Here is a 19,214-nt window from a genome sequence, read left to right as displayed (position 1 = left end):
TCTTACAATTTTTGCCAGCGGGACCTGTGCACCGAAAGACCGGTTCCTGCTACTGGCTATTAATCCAAAAACCATGAATGCTTCAAACACCCAAACACAAATGCGAAAAGGAATCGTGGAATTTTGTGTACTACATATGGTGGGCCGGGGAGGAATCTATGCCTCGGATCTTATCGAAGAACTAAAAGACGCTCAAATGATCGTCATCGAAGGCACACTTTACCCCTTGCTACACCGGTTGAAACAGGAAGGGCTGGCAACCTACGAGCAGGTAGAATCCGATGTAGGTCCTCCCAAAAAGTATTATTCTCTAACCGATAAAGGGCACCAATTTTTGAACGAACTGCAGGAAACCTGGAAAAACCTGAATTCCGCAGTCAACCAATTGCTTTCAAAACCAAAAAACCACTGAATGCATTCGGGATAGTGCCAATTATTTCTTAACCTTAGCCAAAGAAATCATGAAAAAAACGATTAGTATAAACATAAGCGGTATCCTGTTTCACATAGAAGAGGATGGCTATACTTCTTTAAAAAACTACCTGGATGCGATCAATCAGCACTTTTCGCTGTACGCAGACAATCAGGAAATCATCACGGACATCGAAAACCGGATCGCGGAAATATTCCTCAGCAATTTAAAAAACAACAAGCAGGTTATTACCGCAGAAAACGTCAGCAACCTGATTGAAAAAATGGGGACGATCGCAGATTTCAAAGCCTCAGCGCTTGATCTGGACGGGGAAAAAGCAGGCGAAGAAGAAAACGACTTTTACAAATACATAACACCGCCGGACCAAAAATCAGGCAAGGCTTATAAAAAACTAACCCGACTCGCAAACACCAAAATCCTGGGTGGTGTCTGTGCAGGTTTTGCGAACTACTTTTCGATCGATCCCCTGTGGACCCGGCTGATAACCATTTTGCTGGTCTTTAGTGGTGGGCTTAGTTTCCGATCATTTCCAATTCCCTTCTTTTCCGACGACTTCGGGCTCTCAGTGGCCCTGGGCTGGTGGACGCTCATCGCTTATATTCTATTATGGATTATCCTGCCGGTATCGTACGAAAAACCGGAAGATAAAAACATAAAAAAACTCTACCGAAACCCAGATGATCGGGTTTTGGGTGGTGTAGGAAGTGGCCTTGCTGCCTATTTCAATTTGGACGTTATCTGGATGCGTCTGGCCTTTGTCGGATTGATTTTCGCCGGGGGGTCGGGGTTTGTATTGTACCTGATTCTTTGGATCATTACGCCCGTAGCCAAGTCAATTACGGAACGGATTGAGATGAAAGGCGGGGCCATCACATTGAGTAATATCGAAACCACCATCAAGCAAAACCTTTCGTCCGAAAGCGCCAGGGAAGAGTCCACCGCAAAGAAACTGGTGCTGGCACCGTTTCGCTTTCTGGGACTGGTGATCAATGGAATCGGAAAAGCACTGGGTCCCTTTGGTCGATTTCTGGTGGAACTGATACGCGTTGTATTTGGACTATTGATCTTTTTTGTCGGCATGCTTGTCCTTATCCTGCCCCTGGCATTCCTGGGAATTTACACCGACATCCTGACCAACGAAGGGTGGGCATACGTATTGGATGGATTCCCGATCGACTCGCTGGCAGAGTTATTACCGATCTGGCTTGCAATTACCGTGTCCATACTCGTACTTATCCCGAGTATTGTCCTGGTAATTCTGGGTATAAGTGTGCTGATCAAGCGCAACCTGATAGATGGCCGGTTTGGTCTGGTGCTTTTTGGGATATGGCTGCTGAGCATTCTATTGGTCGCTTTTCAGGCTCCAAAAATCATCGGCCAATTTAATGCGAACGCCACCCATGCGGTGGAAAAGCAATTGGAAGTCCCCTCCGGCACGCTGGTTGTGCGAACGGAAGATTCCCTGCTCGAAAACAAGGATTGGGGGCTGGTACGCCTGGAATTACGGGGCCATGCGGAGGACAAAGTCGTTCTCAACCAAACCTTTTCTTCAAGGGGGTCCACCCACGAAGATGCGCTGAAAAATGCCTCCTCGGTGAACTACAGTGCACAACTTACCGATTCCGTACTGGTATTGGGAAAAACGCTTAATTTTCCCAGCGGGGTAAAATTTCGTATGCAGCAGCTAAACCAAACAATGTACCTCCCATACAATCAACCCTTTGTAATGGACCGCAGTCTGCTACCTATCCTAAAAAACACACTGGCTCGTGATGGGTATAAAAGCCGGGACATTTCCAACAGCCATCACTGGATTTTTAATGAGGACGGCTTGCTCTGCCTGAACTGCATCAACGACCACAACCAATCCCCTGCTGACAGTGTGTCCAGAGCATTGTTTCAAAACCGCTATTTTATGGAATAAGCGATTGTCTTTCCCTGGTTTTCGTTAATTTCAGTTTCTGAAAGCAGCTAACGTATATGGATGTAAAGGTTAAATTTATGGGAGGAGCCGGAACGGTCACCGGCTCCCGCTTCCTTCTGGAGACCGACCGATTTCGACTATTGATCGACTGTGGGCTTTTTCAAGGGTTAAAAGAATTGCGCCTGCGGAATTGGGAATCTTTTCCAACCGATCCTGCAAAAATAGACGCCATTGTACTGACGCACGCGCACATTGATCACTCCGGGTACTTACCCAAACTGGTTAAAGAGGGGTTTTCTGGTCCGATCTACCTCACCGAAGCCTCTTTGGAGCTGGTAAAAATTCTTTTGTTGGACGCCGGTAAGCTCCAGGAGGAAGAGGCCAAATTTGCTGCCCAAAAAGGCTACTCCAAGCACCAAAAGCCCCTGCCACAGTTTACCCAGGAAGATGCCGAAAGGGTGTTTCCCATGCTCAAAGCCATTTCGTTCGAACAAGAGGTAACGATAGCTGACCACATTCAGCTCACCGCCTACAATGCCGGTCACATCCTGGGGGCAGCTATCATCAAACTCAAAGTAACAGGAGAGAACCAGGAAAAAAAGCTCGTGTTTTCGGGTGATTTGGGCCGGTACCGCGACCCCATTTTAAACCCGCCCGCTGATATCCCTTTCGCAGACGTACTGTTTTTGGAATCCACCTATGGAGATCGCGTCAACGAATCCATCGATATAGACAAACGCCTCGGCCGCGTCATTCGGGAAACCTATCAGCGTGGAGGAGTGTCCCTAATCCCCTCCTTTGCCGTAGGCCGAACACAAATGCTGTTGTTTTACCTGCATCGGTTGCAGGAAAAAGGCCTGATACCAGCGATACCAATTTACGTGGATAGCCCCATGGCCATCAACGTGACGGAACTCTATAAAAAATTTGTGCATTACCACCACCTGGGTCCCTCCCTGGAAGAAAAGGGAGCCAATCCATTCTTGCATCCCAACCTCCACTATTACCGGGAACAGGAAGCCTCCATGAGCCTTAACCACATAAAGGGCGACGCAATTATTATTTCGGCAAGCGGAATGGCGACCGGGGGGAGAATCCTACACCACTTGTATCACCGACTTCCCAACGAAAATGACAGCGTATTATTCGTCGGCTACCAGCCCGAGGGTACGCGGGGACGGAAAATCCTGGATGGCGAAGATACCTGTCGCATCTATGGTATAGACGTGCCGGTAAAGGCCTCCATCCACTTCATAGATGGGCTTTCTGCCCATGCAGACCAAGCCGAGTTGGTCACTTGGTGTGAAAATTTTATTTCAAAACCGAAATACACGTTTTTAGTACATGGAGAAAAGAAAGCCAGCGAAAAACTGGCCGGAATTTTGAAAGACACGTACGCGTGGAATACCATTTGTCCCGGGTACATGGAATCCTTCGAATTGTTCTCCGGAATATGATAAGTAAATTTCCAAAAAAGATCCGTAGGTAGCACCGTATACAAAAACAGGCGCCCATGACACGATTCCTTCTTTTACTAGCATTGAGTTTACTTAGCGCGTCGCTGCTGTATTCTTGTAAATCCAGCCGTCAATTGTCCGATCCTTCCAATGAAAAGGATGTCGCCGGGCAAAAACAAGAGTCGACCAAAAAAACACCTGAAACCGATACCGGAGAAGGAATCCGGGGACAGGTGTTTTGGGTGGAAGGCAACCGAATGCCACAATCGAACCAATCGGCGGGACAACCCGGCTTTCCCCCCGAAAAGAAACCCATCCAACGAACCCTACGGATCCATCAGCTCACCCATATCAATCAGGCCAGTCTGGGCGATTACCTGTTTGGTGATATCGAAACCGCGTTGGTTGCTGAGGTACAAACGGATGAGTCCGGGTTCTTTGAAGTGCCGCTTCCGCCCGGTACATATTCGCTGTTTACGGTAGAAGAAAACGGCTACTTCGCCAACGTGTTCGATCTGGATAGCTACGTGCATCCCGTGACGGTGACAGAAAACGCCTGGGAAACTACCCAAATCACCATCAATTACATGGCAAGCTACTGATGCCAGTTGCGTGATTTTCAATTCCTTTTTGTCTGAAAGCCCAAGGGCTTGCTACATTTTTTACCTATTTTTAATCAGCCATGCAACCATTTTCGCAAAGCTAGCATCTACCTAACTGTAAGCCATCAAGCATGTCCTCCAAAAATAGCATTAGGGAAGAAGAGTTAATCGACGGTTGCCTGAAAGGGAATCGGAAATCCCAGAGGCAATTGTACGAGTGCTATTCCGGAAGTTTTCTTTCCCTGTGCATGCGTTACGTTAAGGACATGGATCTGGCACAAGATGTACTGCTGGAAGGATTCATGAAGATATTCGACAACCTTTCCCAATACAAGAAGGAAGGGAGTTTCGAGGGATGGATGAAGCGCGTGATGGTCACGCAGGCCCTGCAAACGCTGCGAAAAAACAAAAAGTTGGCCATGGAAGTAAACCTGGAGGATCCGGAAAGTGAGTTTACAGCAGCTGCGGACATGAATGTACTGGAAGTGGAGGAGTTATTGCAACTTGTGGCAGCACTACCGGTAGGCTACCGAACGGTTTTTAACCTGTTTGCGATAGAGGGATACAGCCATCGGGAGATTTGTGAAATGCTGGATATATCCGAAAACACGTCCAAATCTCAGTTGAGCCGCGCCCGGGCTATCCTGCAGCAAAAACTCAATACCACATCCACCAAAACGGTAAAAAAAAATGGGAGATAAGAAAAAAAATCCGGACGCCTTTTTTCGGGATGCCCTGGCAAACCATCGCATCCGTCCCGAAGAAAGGGTCTGGGAGCAGCTTTCAGACCGGCTGGACAAACGAAACAAGCGGGCACTGCCAATCTGGTGGAAATGGGCCGCCGGGCTTGCCCTACTGCTTGGACTTACCTGGCTGTTTTACCACCTGGCAGAGCTTCCCGATTCTACCCGGCGAATGACCGCTGACGAAACGTCGGTTCAGGAAATACGTCCAGCTGAAATACCTGAGGCAATGGACACCGCAGTCAATCAGCCAGCTGAAAAAAGCACGAAAGAACCATCGGCGCAACCCGACAGGCCTAAACCAGCAGACAGGGAGAGCCGGAATCCGATCGAAAAGTCTTCAGAGGAACGCCATAAAAGTCTCCCTCCCACCGATCGCCTGATTTCCGCGGTTCCGGAGAAACCCGTACGTGAGCAGCTGGAAGCAATCCACGCTCCCACCCGGGGATCTGGCGACGAGTTGTTGGCGAAAAAAATGCCCCCTTTACCAGAAGGCGCCCGCACTGCGACCACGGATACGTATACCGTGCGGATCGTTTCAAGAGGTTATGCGCTGCAGCCTGAAAAAGAAAAACTGGTGGACGAACTGGAAACGAAAATCGGGGGATTTATCAGCAAGGTTGACGAAGGGTTTGGCGAACTACAAGATGCAAAAAACACCCTTTTCGCCTCCCTGACTTCCAAAAAAGAACGAAAGAACACGAAATAAAACCGAAGAAAAATGAAGAAATACGTACTCGCCATGCTCCTCATGGCATTGGTTGAATTGGCCTTTGGCAGCCCGGTGCTTCCGGATCCGCGGCCAGTAAACGATAGTATCATTGTAGAATTTGGCAACTCCGGAAAAATGGTATTTGTAGTAGACAATCCCGATGACTTTGAACGGTTGAAAAACATGGACATCAATCAGATTATCCGGGAGCTGAACATCCCCGATACCAAAAATAACGGGGAACTAACCGTCATCGAAATCCGGCAGAAAGACGGTCACAAAGAAATCGTGAGTATTTACGAAGATGTAGGAGAAACAGAGGTCACGGTCGGCAGGTACAAACTGATCGTGGACGAAACCGGTAACCGAACGAAAGTAAAACTCGAAACGAGCCCAAAAGAAGAGAAGGATCCTTCGTTTCGTACCTATTTTAATACCGATATCGGTATCAACAGCTATTTTGAATCGGGCACCATACCTGGAGCAGGCGCTGCATATGGTCCCAAGGGCTGGGGCAGTTGGAACGTGGGCTTTCATTGGATGGCCAGCCAACGACTCAGCAAAGGCGCTTACTGGGATTTTGGTTTGGGCGTAAGCTGGTACAATTTCAAACTGGACAACCCCCGGTACCAGGTCATTGGGTCGGAAAATGGCATTCAATTCGTCAACCGAACCGACGTAAACGGCTTTAAGAGTAAAATCTCCGCTTCCTACCTGAATGCATTGACCATGTTCAAAGTGGATTTCGGCAAAATCAACGATACCGGCAGAAACGGGCTTCGCATTGGTATCGGACCGTATGCAGGCTATCGGCTTGGGGGAAGAAGCAAGTTTGTCTATCGGGAACTCAATGGATCCGGTAGGAAAAAAGAAAAAGAACCTGCAGGAAGCTATCTGAACAACTTTCGGTACGGTATCCGGGGGGAGGTGGGCTTCAAGAGCATTACCTTCTTTACCACCTATGATTTCAACCCGCTGTTTCACCAATCGCTAAGCCCGGAGTTGCATCCCGTGAGTTTCGGCATCGTATTTTAACTTTAACGTACACGCACCATGACATCAACGACGAATTTCCGAGTCCTATTTGTACTACTCCTACTGGGAAGCCATGCAGTAAAGTCCCAGGAATTGATTCAAAAAACCTTCTCCGGCATTCAAAAGCTGGAACTGAATGCCGGGGCAATCGAGGTATGGTATCAGGGGCAGGAGGGACTGGAAGATATACAGCTGGAGGCCTCCTTGGGCAACACCGAAAACACCGACAAAAGCCTACTAATGGTAACCGTCGGAAATACACTAAAGATCGCTTACGACCCTCCCAAAGAAAATGGTCGTAGCAAAAAATTTATCCGCCTCAAAGGCCCCTCTTCGATTGAACTCGATTTTGTCAATGGCTCGGGTTCCTTATCTGTCTCAGGCATACGGGCAGCCCAGACCCGACTTCAGGTTGGGTCCGGACAAATCAATGCTCGGGAAATAGCCGGGGACGTTTGGGTCAAGGGGTCTTCCGGTATCATACGATTGGAATCGGTCCAGGGCGATGTAACCTGTCTACTGACCTCGGGGAATGCACACCTGCACCAAATCAACGGAAACCTGGCTTTCACAGCCACGAGTGGGCAATTGAATGCTTCCTCCATCGGAGGAGTGGTCAACGCCCGCCTGACCTCTGGTAACATGCGGCTCAAACAAATTGCTGTGCTGGGAAAACTGGAAATCACCTCCGGTAATATCAATGCCGACCAGGCGGGATTGGGGCAAGACACCTATTTTTCCGGCTCATCAGGCAATATAAACGTACGCACCATGAGTGACCTGGCCGCCTATAATTTCGACTTACAGGCAGGAAGTGGAAACATCCGTGTGGCCAGCCAAACCCAGCCCGGATCCCTACACATTCGAAACGGCGACTTCCCCACCATAAAAGGAAAGATTAGCTCTGGAAATATCGCCATTTTACCTATTTAAGTGTAGCGGAACACGACGACCTGATCTATCAGTCCTCTCTTTTATTGATTTGGTAGACCAGGTCTTTATCGCCCTTAGTTAGCTGCAATGCGGTCACAATGCGGTGGGGTGTCGGCTTCCCCAGGGAAACAAAAAGCAAGGTCAACGCATAACCGATGGTGAATCCGGGATTATCGTATAAAAACAGCCCCAGCGCACTGATTACCCCCACCCAAAACAACTGCCAATACCGCAGAAAAGTGGCTTGGGCATAGCGTTTGACCCGTTCGTGTAGTTCTGAATCACTCTTTTTTACCAGCTGTATCCTCCTTTCAAATGCTACCTGCTGCATCACCAAAAGAACCGCCACCGTGCCCAGCCCCAGGTAGGCAAGTACCGGAGGAAGGACGGGAAGGTCAAAAGAAAGGGTGTCGCTGGTGGAATAAAGATAGGCAAAGGCAAAAAAAGACAGAGGTATTGCGATAAGTAGCAAAACGTTCCGTTCCAACAGCCTGAAATCCTTTTTTAATCGAAGGAGTCGCTCATCGTTATCCATTACTCGATGCGGACTTTTACCTCGGAATCAGCAGGTTTAGAGGAGCAGCATAAAATAAAGCCTTCGGCTATTTCCTTCTCACTCAACCCCGCATCCTCGTCCATCGTGACCTTTCCGGCGATCAATCGACCACGACATGCCGTACACAAACCACTCTGACACGAATAGGGCATGTCCAGCCCTTCCTCCAGCCCGGCTTCGAGAATGGTCTTGCCCGGTAGCACGTCGACGACATGCTCCGACCCCTCCAACTCCACGGTGATTGATCGGCTCAGTAGATCTTGGGTCTCCTCGTCGGTATTTTTCTCTCCTTTGGCCAGGTAAAAGCTCTCCGTGCGAATGGCCTCCCTCGGAACGCCCAGTTCAACGAGGGCATCCTGCGAACTGCGCATCATCCCCTCTGGACCACAGATGAAAAATCGGGACTCCAAACCGGATTCTTTTAGGTGATCTTTGAAATACCCCACCACCCTGTCTTTGTCCAACCTTCCACAGGGTCCTTCCCAACCATCCGTTGGCTGGGACAGCTGATGTGACACCTGCAATCTGCCAGGATTGCTTTTCTGTAGTGCTTCAATCGCCTCGTTGAAAATGATACTGTCTTGAGAACGACTGCAATACAACAGGTGAACGGTAGAAAGTGGCTCGTTTATCAGTATGGTTTTAATGATTCCCATAATGGGAGTGATGCCACTGCCTCCAGCAATCATCCCGTATAGCCGACGGTTTTGCGAATGGTAATCCGAGACGAAATTTCCAAGCGGTTTCATGACGGTCACTCGTTTGCCCGGAAAAAACTGATCGTTGATATGGTTGGAGACCAAGCCCCCTTCCAGGCGCTTTACGGTAATTCCGGGAAAAGGATCTACAAAGGGCGAGGTACTCAAGCTGTAGGAACGACGTTCCTGCTTTCCGTTCAATTCCAGGATAAGCGTCAAAAACTGACCCGGCTTGTAATCCAAAAAGGGTTCGGGCTGCTCAAAATAAACCGTTAGGGTATCGGGGGTTTCGCGAACGGTTTCGCGAATACGCAAGGTTAGATACGCTTCTTCTTTGTGATCCCCCTCATCTTTGTTTTTTTTGAATAAATTAAACAGCATTTCTATAAATGATAAATTGAACAGGTTTCAGTGTAAAATTAAACAACCGATTCCATAAATACAGAATCGGAAGGAACTATTAGTAACCTAACCCGGCCGACGCCCATATGGTTCTGCCTGGAATTGTTTTTTTTACCTGGATTAGTCGCACTTTGGGAATATTTCACGTAAAGGGAACAAATGATTAAACCAAACTATTACATGACATCCCAATCACAAACGTATCTGAAAAAAATTCGCCTCCTCTGGAAAGGAATGGCATTCGTCCTCTTACTATCCGTAGGCGTTTCTTGCCTAAACATGGACGAGGAATCCCTGGACAATACGCCCACGGCCTATGTTTCCTTTTTTAATGGAACGACGGTGGATCGGGAAATCAAGATCACCGTAGACGAACGGGTGTATGACCGGAGGCATTTTGATTTTGGCCATTACATCGACTACTGGTATTTTTATACCGGCAGTAGGAATTTTTCTTTCAAAGACCCGGCCACTGATCAATCGCTGCTCGATACAGCAGTAACCCTTGAGGTGGAAAAAGCCTATTCCTTTTTTATGACCGAACAGGGGGGAGAAATCAAAACGCTGTTTACTGAGGATCAACTGAATTTGCCGGAATCAGGCAATGCCCTGATTCGCCTGGTTCACCTCTCTTCGGACAGCCCAGAAATAGCGGTTTACCGGTCCGGGGTATCCGATCCGCTTTTTTCTGAGCAGGAGTACATGGAAATAACCGACTTTATCAATGTATCGGCGGGCGAAACCGACCTGGTACTCATGGATGCTGACGGAAACGAGGAATGGGCCCGGCTAAACGACGTACACCTGAGAGAAGGCAGAATCTACACGCTGATCCTGCGTGGCGACCAACAGGCTGCGAGTACTACCGAACAAGGCCTCCACCTGCAATTGATCCGAAACTATCCCAACTATTAACTACCCATTCGGGATCGGATTCACGAAGCCCCCAGTGCAAACGGGGGCTTTTTTATTTCAACATTATAGGAGCGGAGGTTCGCCTTTTGACAAATATAAATTAATTTTGTACCTCCATTAGACGGACTAACGAAACGTATGATTCTTTCCCCACTCACTGCAATTTCCTCCATTGACGGACGGTATGCCTCCAAAACCAGCCCTTTGATGGCTTATTTTTCTGAGTTTGCCCTGATTCGCTACCGGGTCACCGTCGAAATCGAGTACTTCATTGCCCTTTGTGAGCTTCCCTTACCGCAACTTGCCCAGGTGGACACGGGTACCTTTGCCGCAATCCGGCAAATCGAAGAAAACTTCAGCGAGAAGGATGCGCAGGAGATCAAAGAAATCGAAAAAACCACCAATCACGACGTAAAAGCCGTGGAGTATTTTTTAAAAGAACGGTTTGTGAAACTGGGATTGGCTCAGATCTCGGAGTTCATTCACTTTGGCCTGACATCTCAAGATATCAACAATACCGCGATACCCCTTATGTACCGGGACGGTATTCGAGGCATCATCCTGCCTGCTCTGGAAAAAGTACGAGAGAAAATCCAGCAACGGGCAGAAGAATGGGAGGCAGTGCCCATGCTGGCCAAAACACACGGACAGCCCGCCTCCCCCACCCGGCTTGGAAAAGAGCTGCAAGTCTTCGTCCAGCGTCTGGAGGAGCAACTGACCCTCTTACAACAAATCCCTTTTGTGGGGAAATTTGGCGGCGCGACAGGTAATCTGAATGCCCATTACGTGGCCTATCCGCACATCGATTGGCAACTGTTTGCGAACGAATTTGTCGCTGGAAAGCTTGGCTTAAAACGCAGTTTTCCTACCACGCAGATCGAACACTACGACCATCTGGCCGCGCATATGGACGGCCTCAAACGAATCAATACGATTCTGATAGACTTTAGTCGTGACGCCTGGCAATACATTGCCATGAACTACTTCAAGCAAAAAATCAAATCAGGCGAAGTCGGTTCCTCTGCCATGCCTCACAAAGTAAACCCGATCGATTTTGAAAATGCCGAAGGCAACCTGGGGATTTCCAATGCCTTACTGGAGCACCTTTCTGCAAAATTACCCATTAGCCGCCTGCAGCGTGACCTCACCGACAGTACGGTTCTCCGAGTTTTGGGCGTACCCCTTGCCCACATGCTCATCGCATTTTTGTCCCTGGAAAAAGGACTGGATAAGTTGGAGTTACACCCTTTGGCGATTAATAAAGACCTGCAAGATAACTGGGCAGTAGTGGCCGAAGCCATTCAAACCATCCTGAGGAGAGAAGGCTACCCGAAACCCTACGAAGCGCTCAAAGCACTTACACGAACCAATCAGGCCATTACCGAGCAGAGCATTGGTGCGTTCATCAACGAGCTGCAGGTATCGCAGGAGATCAAAAATGAGCTAAAAGCGATAAGCCCCTTCAATTACATAGGTAGGTGACATATTTTTCGGTACCCCCCTATTTTCATTTCGGTTAAATAACGTTTCATTTACAAAAAATGGGTTTTTGTACCCAAACGAAAAGAAACCGACGCAACCTATCCGGGCATAAAGGCGCATAATCAAGCAACCTAACGTGGTATTCGCATAAATTTTGTGAAATTCTTCACGAAAAAGTTGCCTTATTGAACCCTTTTGCATAAAATTTGTTTATGTAAATCATAATTTAAAATTTTGATCTGCACTTGGGACCTTCCCTCGGCAAACAATCCAACCGTAGGAATAGGCTATGAAGCGAAAACGTAGTAACCCATTGCACGAAAATTAAACCATACAGTATGTCAAGTAAAAACGGAATTTTTTCACATTTAGGCTCGGATTTACCTGCCGGCCTGGTAGTGTTTTTGGTGGCGTTGCCCTTATGTTTGGGAATTGCGCTTTCCTCAGGTGCACCCTTGTTTTCTGGGGTGATTGCCGGAATCGTTGGAGGAATAGTGGTAGGCTTTCTTTCGGGCTCACACACAGCGGTTTCCGGACCCGCTGCGGGGCTAACAGTAATTGTTTTGAACGCCATTGAAGACTTGCAAGCCTACGAGCTTTTTCTGACGGCGCTGGTGATCGCGGGAGTCATACAGCTGGTCCTTGGATTCATCAAGGCGGGTGTTATTGGGTATTATTTTCCCACTTCTGTCATTAAGGGAATGTTGGCAGGAATTGGTATCATCCTGATCATCAAACAGCTTCCGTTTGTTTTTGGCACCAATTCCAGCGAATTGGTAGAGGACTTTATCCCCCTTGTAAACGATCTTCAGGCTGTCCTGGCCTTAAAATCGCTACAGAACACCATTGAGTACGGTGCCGTAATCATTGCTGTGGTTTCCCTGTTGATTTTAATCTTTTGGGAAAAACCGGCCATAAAAAAGCACCCCTTCCTGCAGTTTATTCCGGGGCCATTGCTGGCGGTATTACTCAGTGTGGGCGTGAATAAGTTTTTTAAATATGTGATACCGGATTTATACATCGATTCGGAGGACAAGGTTACGCTACCCGAAATTACCGGTTTGTCTAGCCTGGGAGATCACCTGTTTTTTCCCGATTTTTCCGGGATCTTCAATCCCGATGTGTGGGTAGTGGCCATTACCATTGCCATCATAGCCAGTTTGGAAACCCTGTTGAGCCTGGAAGCAGCAGACAAAATTGATCCACACAGGCGCGTTTCCCCGCCAAACCGGGAACTACTGGCGCAGGGTGCTGGAAACCTGGTAAACGGTCTGGTAGGCGGAATGCCCATAACAGCCGTTATTGTCCGGAGTTCCGCCAACATCAACTCGGGTGCAAAAACGAAAATGTCCGCGGTATTTCACGGCATTTTGCTCCTGCTTAGCGTATTGCTTATTCCTAACCTTCTCAATCTAATCCCCCTATCGAGTTTAGCGGCTATACTGCTGGTGATTGGGTACAAACTTGCCAAAGTATCTCTTTTCAAATCCATGTATAAGCTCGGATGGGACCAGTTTCTGCCTTTTCTGATTACGATTTTGGGGATCATCTTCTTCGATCTACTCAAAGGCATCGGTATGGGAATGATTGTAGGCATTGTCTACATCCTGATGAGAAACTATAAAAATTCGCACTTCTTCAAGGATTCCAGAGAAGATGACGAAGGTATCGTTCACATTATCCTTGCGGAAGAGGTTAGCTTCCTAAACAAGGGATCCCTCATAAAAACGCTTAAACATGTGGGAGACAACAAGAAAGTAATCATCGACGGCAGTAATTCGAAAATCATCGACTACGACGTGATCGAAGTCATCAGGGATTTTCAAACCAATGCCAAAGAAAGGAACATAACCGTAGAGGTCATTAATATCGATAAAGAAAACGCCGCAGTATTGAATTGATTTGGCCCCGTTATGATTGGGATGAAGCCCCTTCAGAAAAAATCCTGAGGGGGCTATTTTTCAGACCTCCTACGATGCGCCCTAAAAAATTCGGGACGGAGTTCTTTTCCTGTTCTTTTTCGCGGCAAACGGTGTCAATTTGGCGGGAATTCAACCCCATATAAAGATAGCGGCGGAAAAGTCAGGTTAAAAGCGATGCCTTGTATGCGCATGCATCCCGGTTCAAATGACCCTGTATACCTACGAAAAAAGCAGGAGTTATGGGTCTCTATTTTTTCTTAAACAGGGAATCCACAAATTCCCTACGATCAAACACTTGTAAATCGGTCATCTTTTCTCCTACCCCAATATACTTCACTGGAATTTTAAACTGATCCGAAATACCGATGACCACCCCTCCCTTTGCTGTGCCGTCCAGTTTGGTAATGGCCAATGCGCTGATCTCGGTAGCTTTTGTAAATTCTTTGGCTTGGATAAACGCATTTTGTCCGGTAGACCCATCCAGTACCAGCACTATTTCGTGCGGGGCCTCGGGTATGAATTTCTGCATCACCCGCTTGATTTTCGTTAATTCATTCATCAGGTTTACCTTGGTATGCAGCCGACCAGCGGTATCGACGATCACCACATCCGCGTTCATTTCCACCGCCTTTTTGACGGTGTCAAAGGCGACGGAAGCAGGATCGGTATTCATGCCGTGAGAAATCACCGGAACGTCTACCCGCTCTCCCCACAGAATCAACTGATCCACTGCCGCAGCGCGAAACGTATCGGCCGCTCCGAGCACCACCGACTTACCAGCCTGTTTGAACTGGTGGGCAAGCTTGCCTATCGTGGTGGTTTTTCCCACACCGTTGACTCCTACCACCATGATGACGTAAGGTTTTTTCCCCTCCGGTAGGTCATAATCCGCAAGATCCTGCGTATTGTTTTCCTCCAACAGCCCGGCTACTTCTTCCCGGAGTAACAGGTCCAATTCGGAGGTATTCACGTATTTATCTCGCGCCACGCGGGCTTCGATACGCTGTATGATCTTGATCGTGGTATCCACACCTACATCGGAAGTAATGAGGATTTCCTCCAGTTCATCCAGAATGGCCTCGTCTACTTTGGACTTGCCTACGATGGCTTTGCCGAGTTTTGAAAATAAATTCTCGCTGGATTTTTCCAGCCCTTTATCCAAACTTTCCTTTTTTTCTTTTGAAAAAAATCCAAATATTCCCATAAGTACAAATCTATCGCCCGAATATACGCAAAAATCCCTTTCGATTAGAATCGAAAGGGATGTATCCTTACACGAATGCTGGGATTAGCTTTATTTTTTTAGGGTTTCCTGAACCATCGGGCTAGGAACCATTTCTTCTTTGAAGGTGTATGCTCCGGTCTTCTCTGACCGTACCGCTTTGATTACTTTGGCATAGGATATACCACCTTCTTTTTTCAGTGTTGCTACTACTTTCTTAGCCATATTCGTTATTATTTATCCCTGGGGGAACGCGATTACTTGATTTCCTTATGAACCGTCACCTTTTTAAGGATGGGGTTGAATTTTTTCAACTCCAGTCGCTCGGTCGTATTTTTCCTGTTTTTGGTCGTGATATACCGGGAGGTACCGGGCATGCCACTCTGCTTGTGTTCTGTACATTCCAGGATTACCTGAACTCTGTTACCTTTCTTAGCCATTGCTTCGTATGATTTAGTGTGGTTGGAGGGATTTGTGCTTACTTGATGACGATATCACCTTTTTTCTGCGCCTCTTTCAATACCGCACTGATTCCTTTTTTATTGATCGTCCTCAAGGCAGAAGAGGATACTTTCAGCGTGATCCAGGCATCTTCCTCCGGGATGTAAAAGCTCTTCTTGTGCAGGTTGGGGTAAAATCTACGCTTGGTCTTGTTATTGGCGTGCGATACGTTATTCCCTACCTGAGGCCTTTTACCAGTTATGTCACAAATTTTTGCCATGATATGTATGTATCCGTGTTGTTTTACTTTTTCAATTGGGTTTGCAAATATCGGAAGTTTTCATTAAATAACAAAAATAGGCTCTATAATTATTTAATAAATCCCTGCCTACCAACTTTTTGGTTTTGCCTCCTGTTTCCGGATCGCTTTTCTTATATTTGCCCTTTCGGGAATTAAAATCCCATGAATATAAAGCGTAACTAAGCAAGTCCATGATGCAGGAGATTCGTTCAAGTGAGGAAGCGATACAATTGGAAGACCGCCACGGCGCCCATAATTACCACCCCCTACCGGTAGTCCTCAGCAGGGGCGAGGGGGTCTACCTATGGGACGTGGAAGGAAAAAAATATTTTGACTTTCTTTCCGCCTACTCGGCGGTCAATCAAGGGCATTGCCACCCCCGAATAAAGGAGGCGCTTGTTGCACAGGCAGGTACCCTGACCCTTACTTCCCGGGCGTTTTACAACGACGTGCTTGGGCCTTACGAAAAATACCTGACCGACTACTTTGGCTTCGACAAGGTATTGCCCATGAATACCGGCGTGGAGGCGGTGGAAACTGCCATAAAAATTGCCAGGAAATGGGGCTATGAGAAAAAGGGAGTTCCCGAACAACAAGCAACGATCATTGTGGCGGAAGACAATTTCCATGGCCGAACCACCACTGTTATTTCCTTTTCCAGTGACGAAAACGCCCGAACTAACTTCGGCCCCTTCACCCCTGGATTTATCCGCATTCCCTACAACGACCTAAGCGCCCTGGAAGAAGCCTTGAATGCCCATCCTGCGACAGTAGCCTTCCTTATCGAACCCATTCAGGGCGAAGCCGGAGTCAATACCCCGGATGAAGACTACCTGATGCAGGCAAAGAAACTCTGCCAGGAGCGACAAGTCCTTTTGCTAGCCGATGAAATCCAAACTGGAATCGGGAGGACCGGTTCCTTGCTGGCTGTTTGCGGTAATTGCAATTGCGAGGGCCACTGTGAACAACAAGAAACCTACGTGGAACCAGATATTTTGATTCTAGGCAAGGCCCTCTCCGGCGGGTTTTTCCCTGTTTCGGCCGTTTTAGCCAACGACGCCATCATGGAGGTAATTCACCCCGGACAACACGGGTCCACCTTTGGAGGAAATCCGCTGGGAGCCAAAATTGCGATGACTGCCCTGGAGGTGGTGCGCGACGAAAAACTTTCCCAAAACGCCCGGGCGCTGGGCAAGGTATTTCGGGAGCGTATGGAACTTCTCGCCGATAAATCGCCCTGGGTCAGCCTGGTTCGGGGACGGGGATTGCTGAATGCCGTGGTGATCAACGACAGCCCGGACAGCAGCACGGCCTGGGATATTTGCGTTGCTTTGAAGGAGAATGGACTCCTGGCCAAGCCTACGCACGGCAATATCATTCGCTTTGCACCACCACTGGTGATGACCCTCGAAGAGTTGCATAGCTGCTGCGATATTATAGAAAATACCATCCTGGGCTTCCAAAAAAAGCGTGCATAATGAAACAGCAGGCCATCATTTTCGATATGGACGGCGTTATCTGCCATACCAACCCGTTTCACTCGGAAGCATTTCGGGTATTTTTTGGCAAACGGGGTTTGAACCCTACCGAACAAGAGTTTGCCCAACACATGTATGGCAAAAGCAATAAGTACATCTTTGCTCATTTTCTGGGCAGAGAGGTTATTGGTAGCGAATTTGCTGAACTGGAAAACGAGAAAGAGGGATTGTTTCGTGAAATCTACGCCGGTAAGGTAGAAACATTGCCTGAATTTCTCCCGTTTCTTCAGGCATTAAAAAAGGAAGGCTACCGAACCGGAGTCGCTACCTCAGCCCCCCGGGCCAACCTGGATTTGATCATGAATAGCCTGGGCTTTGGTCCCAGCATGGAATCGGTGTTGGCGAGCGAAAATGTAACGAAACACAAACCGGATCCGGAAGTGTACCTCAGTTCCTCCCGAAATCTGGAGATCGACCCGACCCGTTGCCTGGTATTTGAGGATTCCCATTCCGGTGTATCCGCCGCTCGAAATGCCGGCATGCGCGTGGTAGGGGTGCTCTCCTCCCATACCAAAGAGGAATTACCCCCGTGTGACCACTATATCCGCGATTACCGGGACATCGATACCGATACGGTATCCAAACTCCTATCTTGAAAAAACACATGAGTTTATAACCGTTATTTATTGTACCGTATACCTACCCAGAATCCAAAGCGACATGCTCAGAAGACCACGTAGAAACCGGAAATCAGCAGCCATTCGATCCCTGGTGGAAGAAACCAGACTATCCCTGAGTGACTTTATTTTCCCCTTGTTCCTGATCGACGGAATCAATCAAAAAGTACCGGTACATTCCATGCCAGGAATTTACCGGTATTCCCTTGACCTGATGCTTGAGGAAATCGATTCTTGCCTAAAGCTAGGGATCAATGCTTTTGACATTTTTCCTGCCTATCCGGAAGAAAAAAAAGATCGCTTCGCAACAGAAAGTTACCGAGAAGACACGTTCTACCTAAACGCCTTGCGTACCATCAAGCAAAACTTTCCGGAAGCCTGTATCATGACCGATGTGGCCATGGACCCCTACAATTCGGACGGACACGATGGGCTGGTAGAAAACGGCCGCATCCTCAATGACGAAACCCTGGAAATTCTTGGTAAAATGACCCTGGCGCAAGCCCGAGCCGGTGCAGACATCATCGGTCCTTCGGACATGATGGACGGCAGGGTCGGCTATCTTCGTAAAATATTGGATGAAAATGGCTACAAGGAAGTGTCGATTATGTCATATACGGCCAAGTATGCCAGTGCTTTTTACAATCCCTTCCGCGACGCACTTGACTCTGCGCCTAAGTCAGGCGACAAAAAAACCTACCAAATGGATCCGGCAAATAGCCGGGAAGCCTTGATAGAAGCCCAGTTAGACCTGGAGGAAGGTGCCGATTTTTTGATGGTGAAGCCCGCGCTTGCCTATCTGGATATCATTCAACTCCTTCACCAACGCTTTCCACTTCCCATCGCCGCGTATAATGTTAGCGGCGAATACGCCATGATCAAAGCATCTGCGGCCAACGGTTGGCTGGACGGAGAACGCGCCATGCTCGAATCCCTGCTTAGCATCAAACGTGCTGGCGCAAAAATCATCTTAACCTATTTTGCCAAGGAAGTGGCGCAAATGGGCTTGTAATCCACCCTTTGGTTAGGTGCCTGGAGCGCTGGTGCTCCGAGGGAAGAAATAAAAAGGGCTTCTTGGAAAATCCAATAAAATTTGACCACGTAGGATGAAACTATATCCTTCGTGGTTTTTTTATGATTATTTGCTCTGATCGACAGTACAATTCCGCTACGGTAAAGTTTAATTTTCTGGTGAATCGAGTACCTCTTTTTTGCTTTTTTGTCAATGGGGCATAGTTATCCCATCGGAAAGGGTTTTTGATCGTTTTCGTCTTTAGGCTG

20 protein-coding genes are annotated in these 19,214 nt (G+C 47.9%); 14 read left to right on the top strand and 6 right to left on the bottom strand.

Annotated features, from left to right (window positions below; all coding sequences use genetic code 11):
- The first annotated feature begins 73 nt into the window (after positions 1 to 73).
- The 8 genes from GCU44_RS13790 to GCU44_RS13755 all read left to right on the top strand — a co-directional run bounded on the left by GCU44_RS13790 (position 74) and on the right by GCU44_RS13755 (position 7,839).
- On the top strand, positions 74 to 412 hold the full coding sequence (locus GCU44_RS13790; RefSeq protein ID WP_154856917.1) for a PadR family transcriptional regulator: 339 nt from the start codon (positions 74 to 76) through the stop codon (positions 410 to 412).
- Between the two features lie 49 nt (positions 413 to 461).
- A complete protein-coding gene (locus tag GCU44_RS13785; RefSeq protein WP_154856916.1) occupies positions 462 to 2,357 on the top strand; it encodes a PspC domain-containing protein in 1,896 nt (631 codons plus the stop codon).
- A 56-nt stretch (positions 2,358 to 2,413) separates the two neighbouring features.
- Complete coding sequence (locus GCU44_RS13780) at positions 2,414 to 3,814, top strand: MBL fold metallo-hydrolase RNA specificity domain-containing protein (protein ID WP_154856915.1); 1,401 nt, start codon at positions 2,414 to 2,416, stop codon at positions 3,812 to 3,814.
- Positions 3,815 to 3,870: 56 nt separating this feature from the next.
- On the top strand, positions 3,871 to 4,416 hold the full coding sequence (locus GCU44_RS13775; protein WP_154856914.1) for a carboxypeptidase-like regulatory domain-containing protein: 546 nt from the start codon (positions 3,871 to 3,873) through the stop codon (positions 4,414 to 4,416).
- Positions 4,417 to 4,547: 131 nt separating this feature from the next.
- On the top strand, positions 4,548 to 5,117 hold the full coding sequence (locus GCU44_RS13770; RefSeq protein WP_154856913.1) for an RNA polymerase sigma factor: 570 nt from the start codon (positions 4,548 to 4,550) through the stop codon (positions 5,115 to 5,117).
- Positions 5,107 to 5,868 carry a hypothetical protein gene (locus tag GCU44_RS13765; RefSeq protein WP_154856912.1) on the top strand — a complete coding sequence of 254 codons (762 nt, stop codon included), beginning with the start codon at positions 5,107 to 5,109 and terminating at the stop codon, positions 5,866 to 5,868. Before GCU44_RS13770 ends, GCU44_RS13765 begins: the two co-directional genes overlap by 11 nt.
- A 12-nt stretch (positions 5,869 to 5,880) precedes the next feature.
- Entirely contained in the window at positions 5,881 to 6,906 is a 1,026-nt protein-coding gene (locus tag GCU44_RS13760; RefSeq protein WP_154856911.1) for a hypothetical protein, read from the top strand.
- Positions 6,907 to 6,924: 18 nt separating this feature from the next.
- Positions 6,925 to 7,839 (top strand): DUF4097 family beta strand repeat-containing protein, encoded by a 915-nt coding sequence (locus tag GCU44_RS13755; RefSeq protein WP_154856910.1) that lies wholly within the window; start codon positions 6,925 to 6,927, stop codon positions 7,837 to 7,839.
- A gap of 28 nt (positions 7,840 to 7,867) precedes the next feature.
- On the opposite strand, the gene GCU44_RS13750 is transcribed toward GCU44_RS13755, so the two are convergent.
- Positions 7,868 to 8,374 (bottom strand): hypothetical protein, encoded by a 507-nt coding sequence (locus GCU44_RS13750; protein WP_154856909.1) that lies wholly within the window; start codon positions 8,372 to 8,374, stop codon positions 7,868 to 7,870.
- The gene (locus GCU44_RS13745) at positions 8,374 to 9,474 is read right to left on the bottom strand and encodes a ferredoxin--NADP reductase (protein WP_174238257.1); all 1,101 of its coding nucleotides are present in this window, start codon (positions 9,472 to 9,474) and stop codon (positions 8,374 to 8,376) included. Before GCU44_RS13745 ends, GCU44_RS13750 begins: the two co-directional genes overlap by 1 nt.
- 201 nt (positions 9,475 to 9,675) lie before the next feature.
- Here GCU44_RS13745 and GCU44_RS13740 point away from each other — a divergent pair, with 201 nt between their 5' ends.
- The 3 genes from GCU44_RS13740 (at position 9,676) to GCU44_RS13730 (ending at position 13,793) form a co-directional block, all read left to right on the top strand.
- On the top strand, positions 9,676 to 10,410 hold the full coding sequence (locus tag GCU44_RS13740; protein WP_161993941.1) for a DUF4397 domain-containing protein: 735 nt from the start codon (positions 9,676 to 9,678) through the stop codon (positions 10,408 to 10,410).
- A 138-nt stretch (positions 10,411 to 10,548) separates the two neighbouring features.
- Positions 10,549 to 11,892, top strand: coding sequence for an adenylosuccinate lyase (gene purB / locus GCU44_RS13735; protein WP_154856907.1), 1,344 nt, complete (start codon positions 10,549 to 10,551; stop codon positions 11,890 to 11,892).
- A gap of 338 nt (positions 11,893 to 12,230) precedes the next feature.
- On the top strand, positions 12,231 to 13,793 hold the full coding sequence (locus tag GCU44_RS13730) for a SulP family inorganic anion transporter (protein ID WP_154856906.1): 1,563 nt from the start codon (positions 12,231 to 12,233) through the stop codon (positions 13,791 to 13,793).
- A 268-nt stretch (positions 13,794 to 14,061) separates the two neighbouring features.
- On the opposite strand, the gene ftsY is transcribed toward GCU44_RS13730, so the two are convergent.
- The 4 genes from ftsY to rpmB all read right to left on the bottom strand — a co-directional run bounded on the left by ftsY (position 14,062) and on the right by rpmB (position 15,757).
- Complete coding sequence (ftsY, locus tag GCU44_RS13725) at positions 14,062 to 15,018, bottom strand: signal recognition particle-docking protein FtsY (RefSeq protein ID WP_092174483.1); 957 nt, start codon at positions 15,016 to 15,018, stop codon at positions 14,062 to 14,064.
- Positions 15,019 to 15,108: 90 nt separating this feature from the next.
- Positions 15,109 to 15,261 (bottom strand): DUF4295 domain-containing protein, encoded by a 153-nt coding sequence (locus GCU44_RS13720; protein ID WP_092174480.1) that lies wholly within the window; start codon positions 15,259 to 15,261, stop codon positions 15,109 to 15,111.
- A gap of 32 nt (positions 15,262 to 15,293) precedes the next feature.
- The gene (rpmG, locus tag GCU44_RS13715; RefSeq protein WP_092174477.1) at positions 15,294 to 15,476 is read right to left on the bottom strand and encodes a 50S ribosomal protein L33; all 183 of its coding nucleotides are present in this window, start codon (positions 15,474 to 15,476) and stop codon (positions 15,294 to 15,296) included.
- A 38-nt stretch (positions 15,477 to 15,514) separates the two neighbouring features.
- Positions 15,515 to 15,757, bottom strand: a complete 243-nt coding sequence (gene rpmB / locus GCU44_RS13710) for a 50S ribosomal protein L28 (protein WP_092174474.1) — start codon at positions 15,755 to 15,757, stop codon at positions 15,515 to 15,517.
- Between the two features lie 212 nt (positions 15,758 to 15,969).
- On the opposite strand from rpmB, the gene rocD reads away from it, so the two are divergent.
- The 3 genes from rocD (at position 15,970) to hemB (ending at position 18,945) form a co-directional block, all read left to right on the top strand.
- A complete protein-coding gene (gene rocD / locus GCU44_RS13705; RefSeq protein ID WP_154856905.1) occupies positions 15,970 to 17,256 on the top strand; it encodes an ornithine--oxo-acid transaminase in 1,287 nt (428 codons plus the stop codon).
- Entirely contained in the window at positions 17,256 to 17,912 is a 657-nt protein-coding gene (locus tag GCU44_RS13700; RefSeq protein ID WP_154856904.1) for an HAD family hydrolase, read from the top strand. Before rocD ends, GCU44_RS13700 begins: the two co-directional genes overlap by 1 nt.
- A gap of 64 nt (positions 17,913 to 17,976) precedes the next feature.
- Positions 17,977 to 18,945, top strand: coding sequence for a porphobilinogen synthase (gene hemB, locus GCU44_RS13695; RefSeq protein ID WP_154856903.1), 969 nt, complete (start codon positions 17,977 to 17,979; stop codon positions 18,943 to 18,945).
- Positions 18,946 to 19,214: the final 269 nt, after the last annotated feature.

Source organism: Cyclobacterium xiamenense (genome assembly GCF_009467825.1).
GTDB lineage: Bacteria > Bacteroidota > Bacteroidia > Cytophagales > Cyclobacteriaceae > Cyclobacterium > Cyclobacterium xiamenense.
The sequence above is the reverse complement of the archived record's forward strand: the minus strand, read 5'-3'. Positions and strand labels throughout refer to the sequence as shown.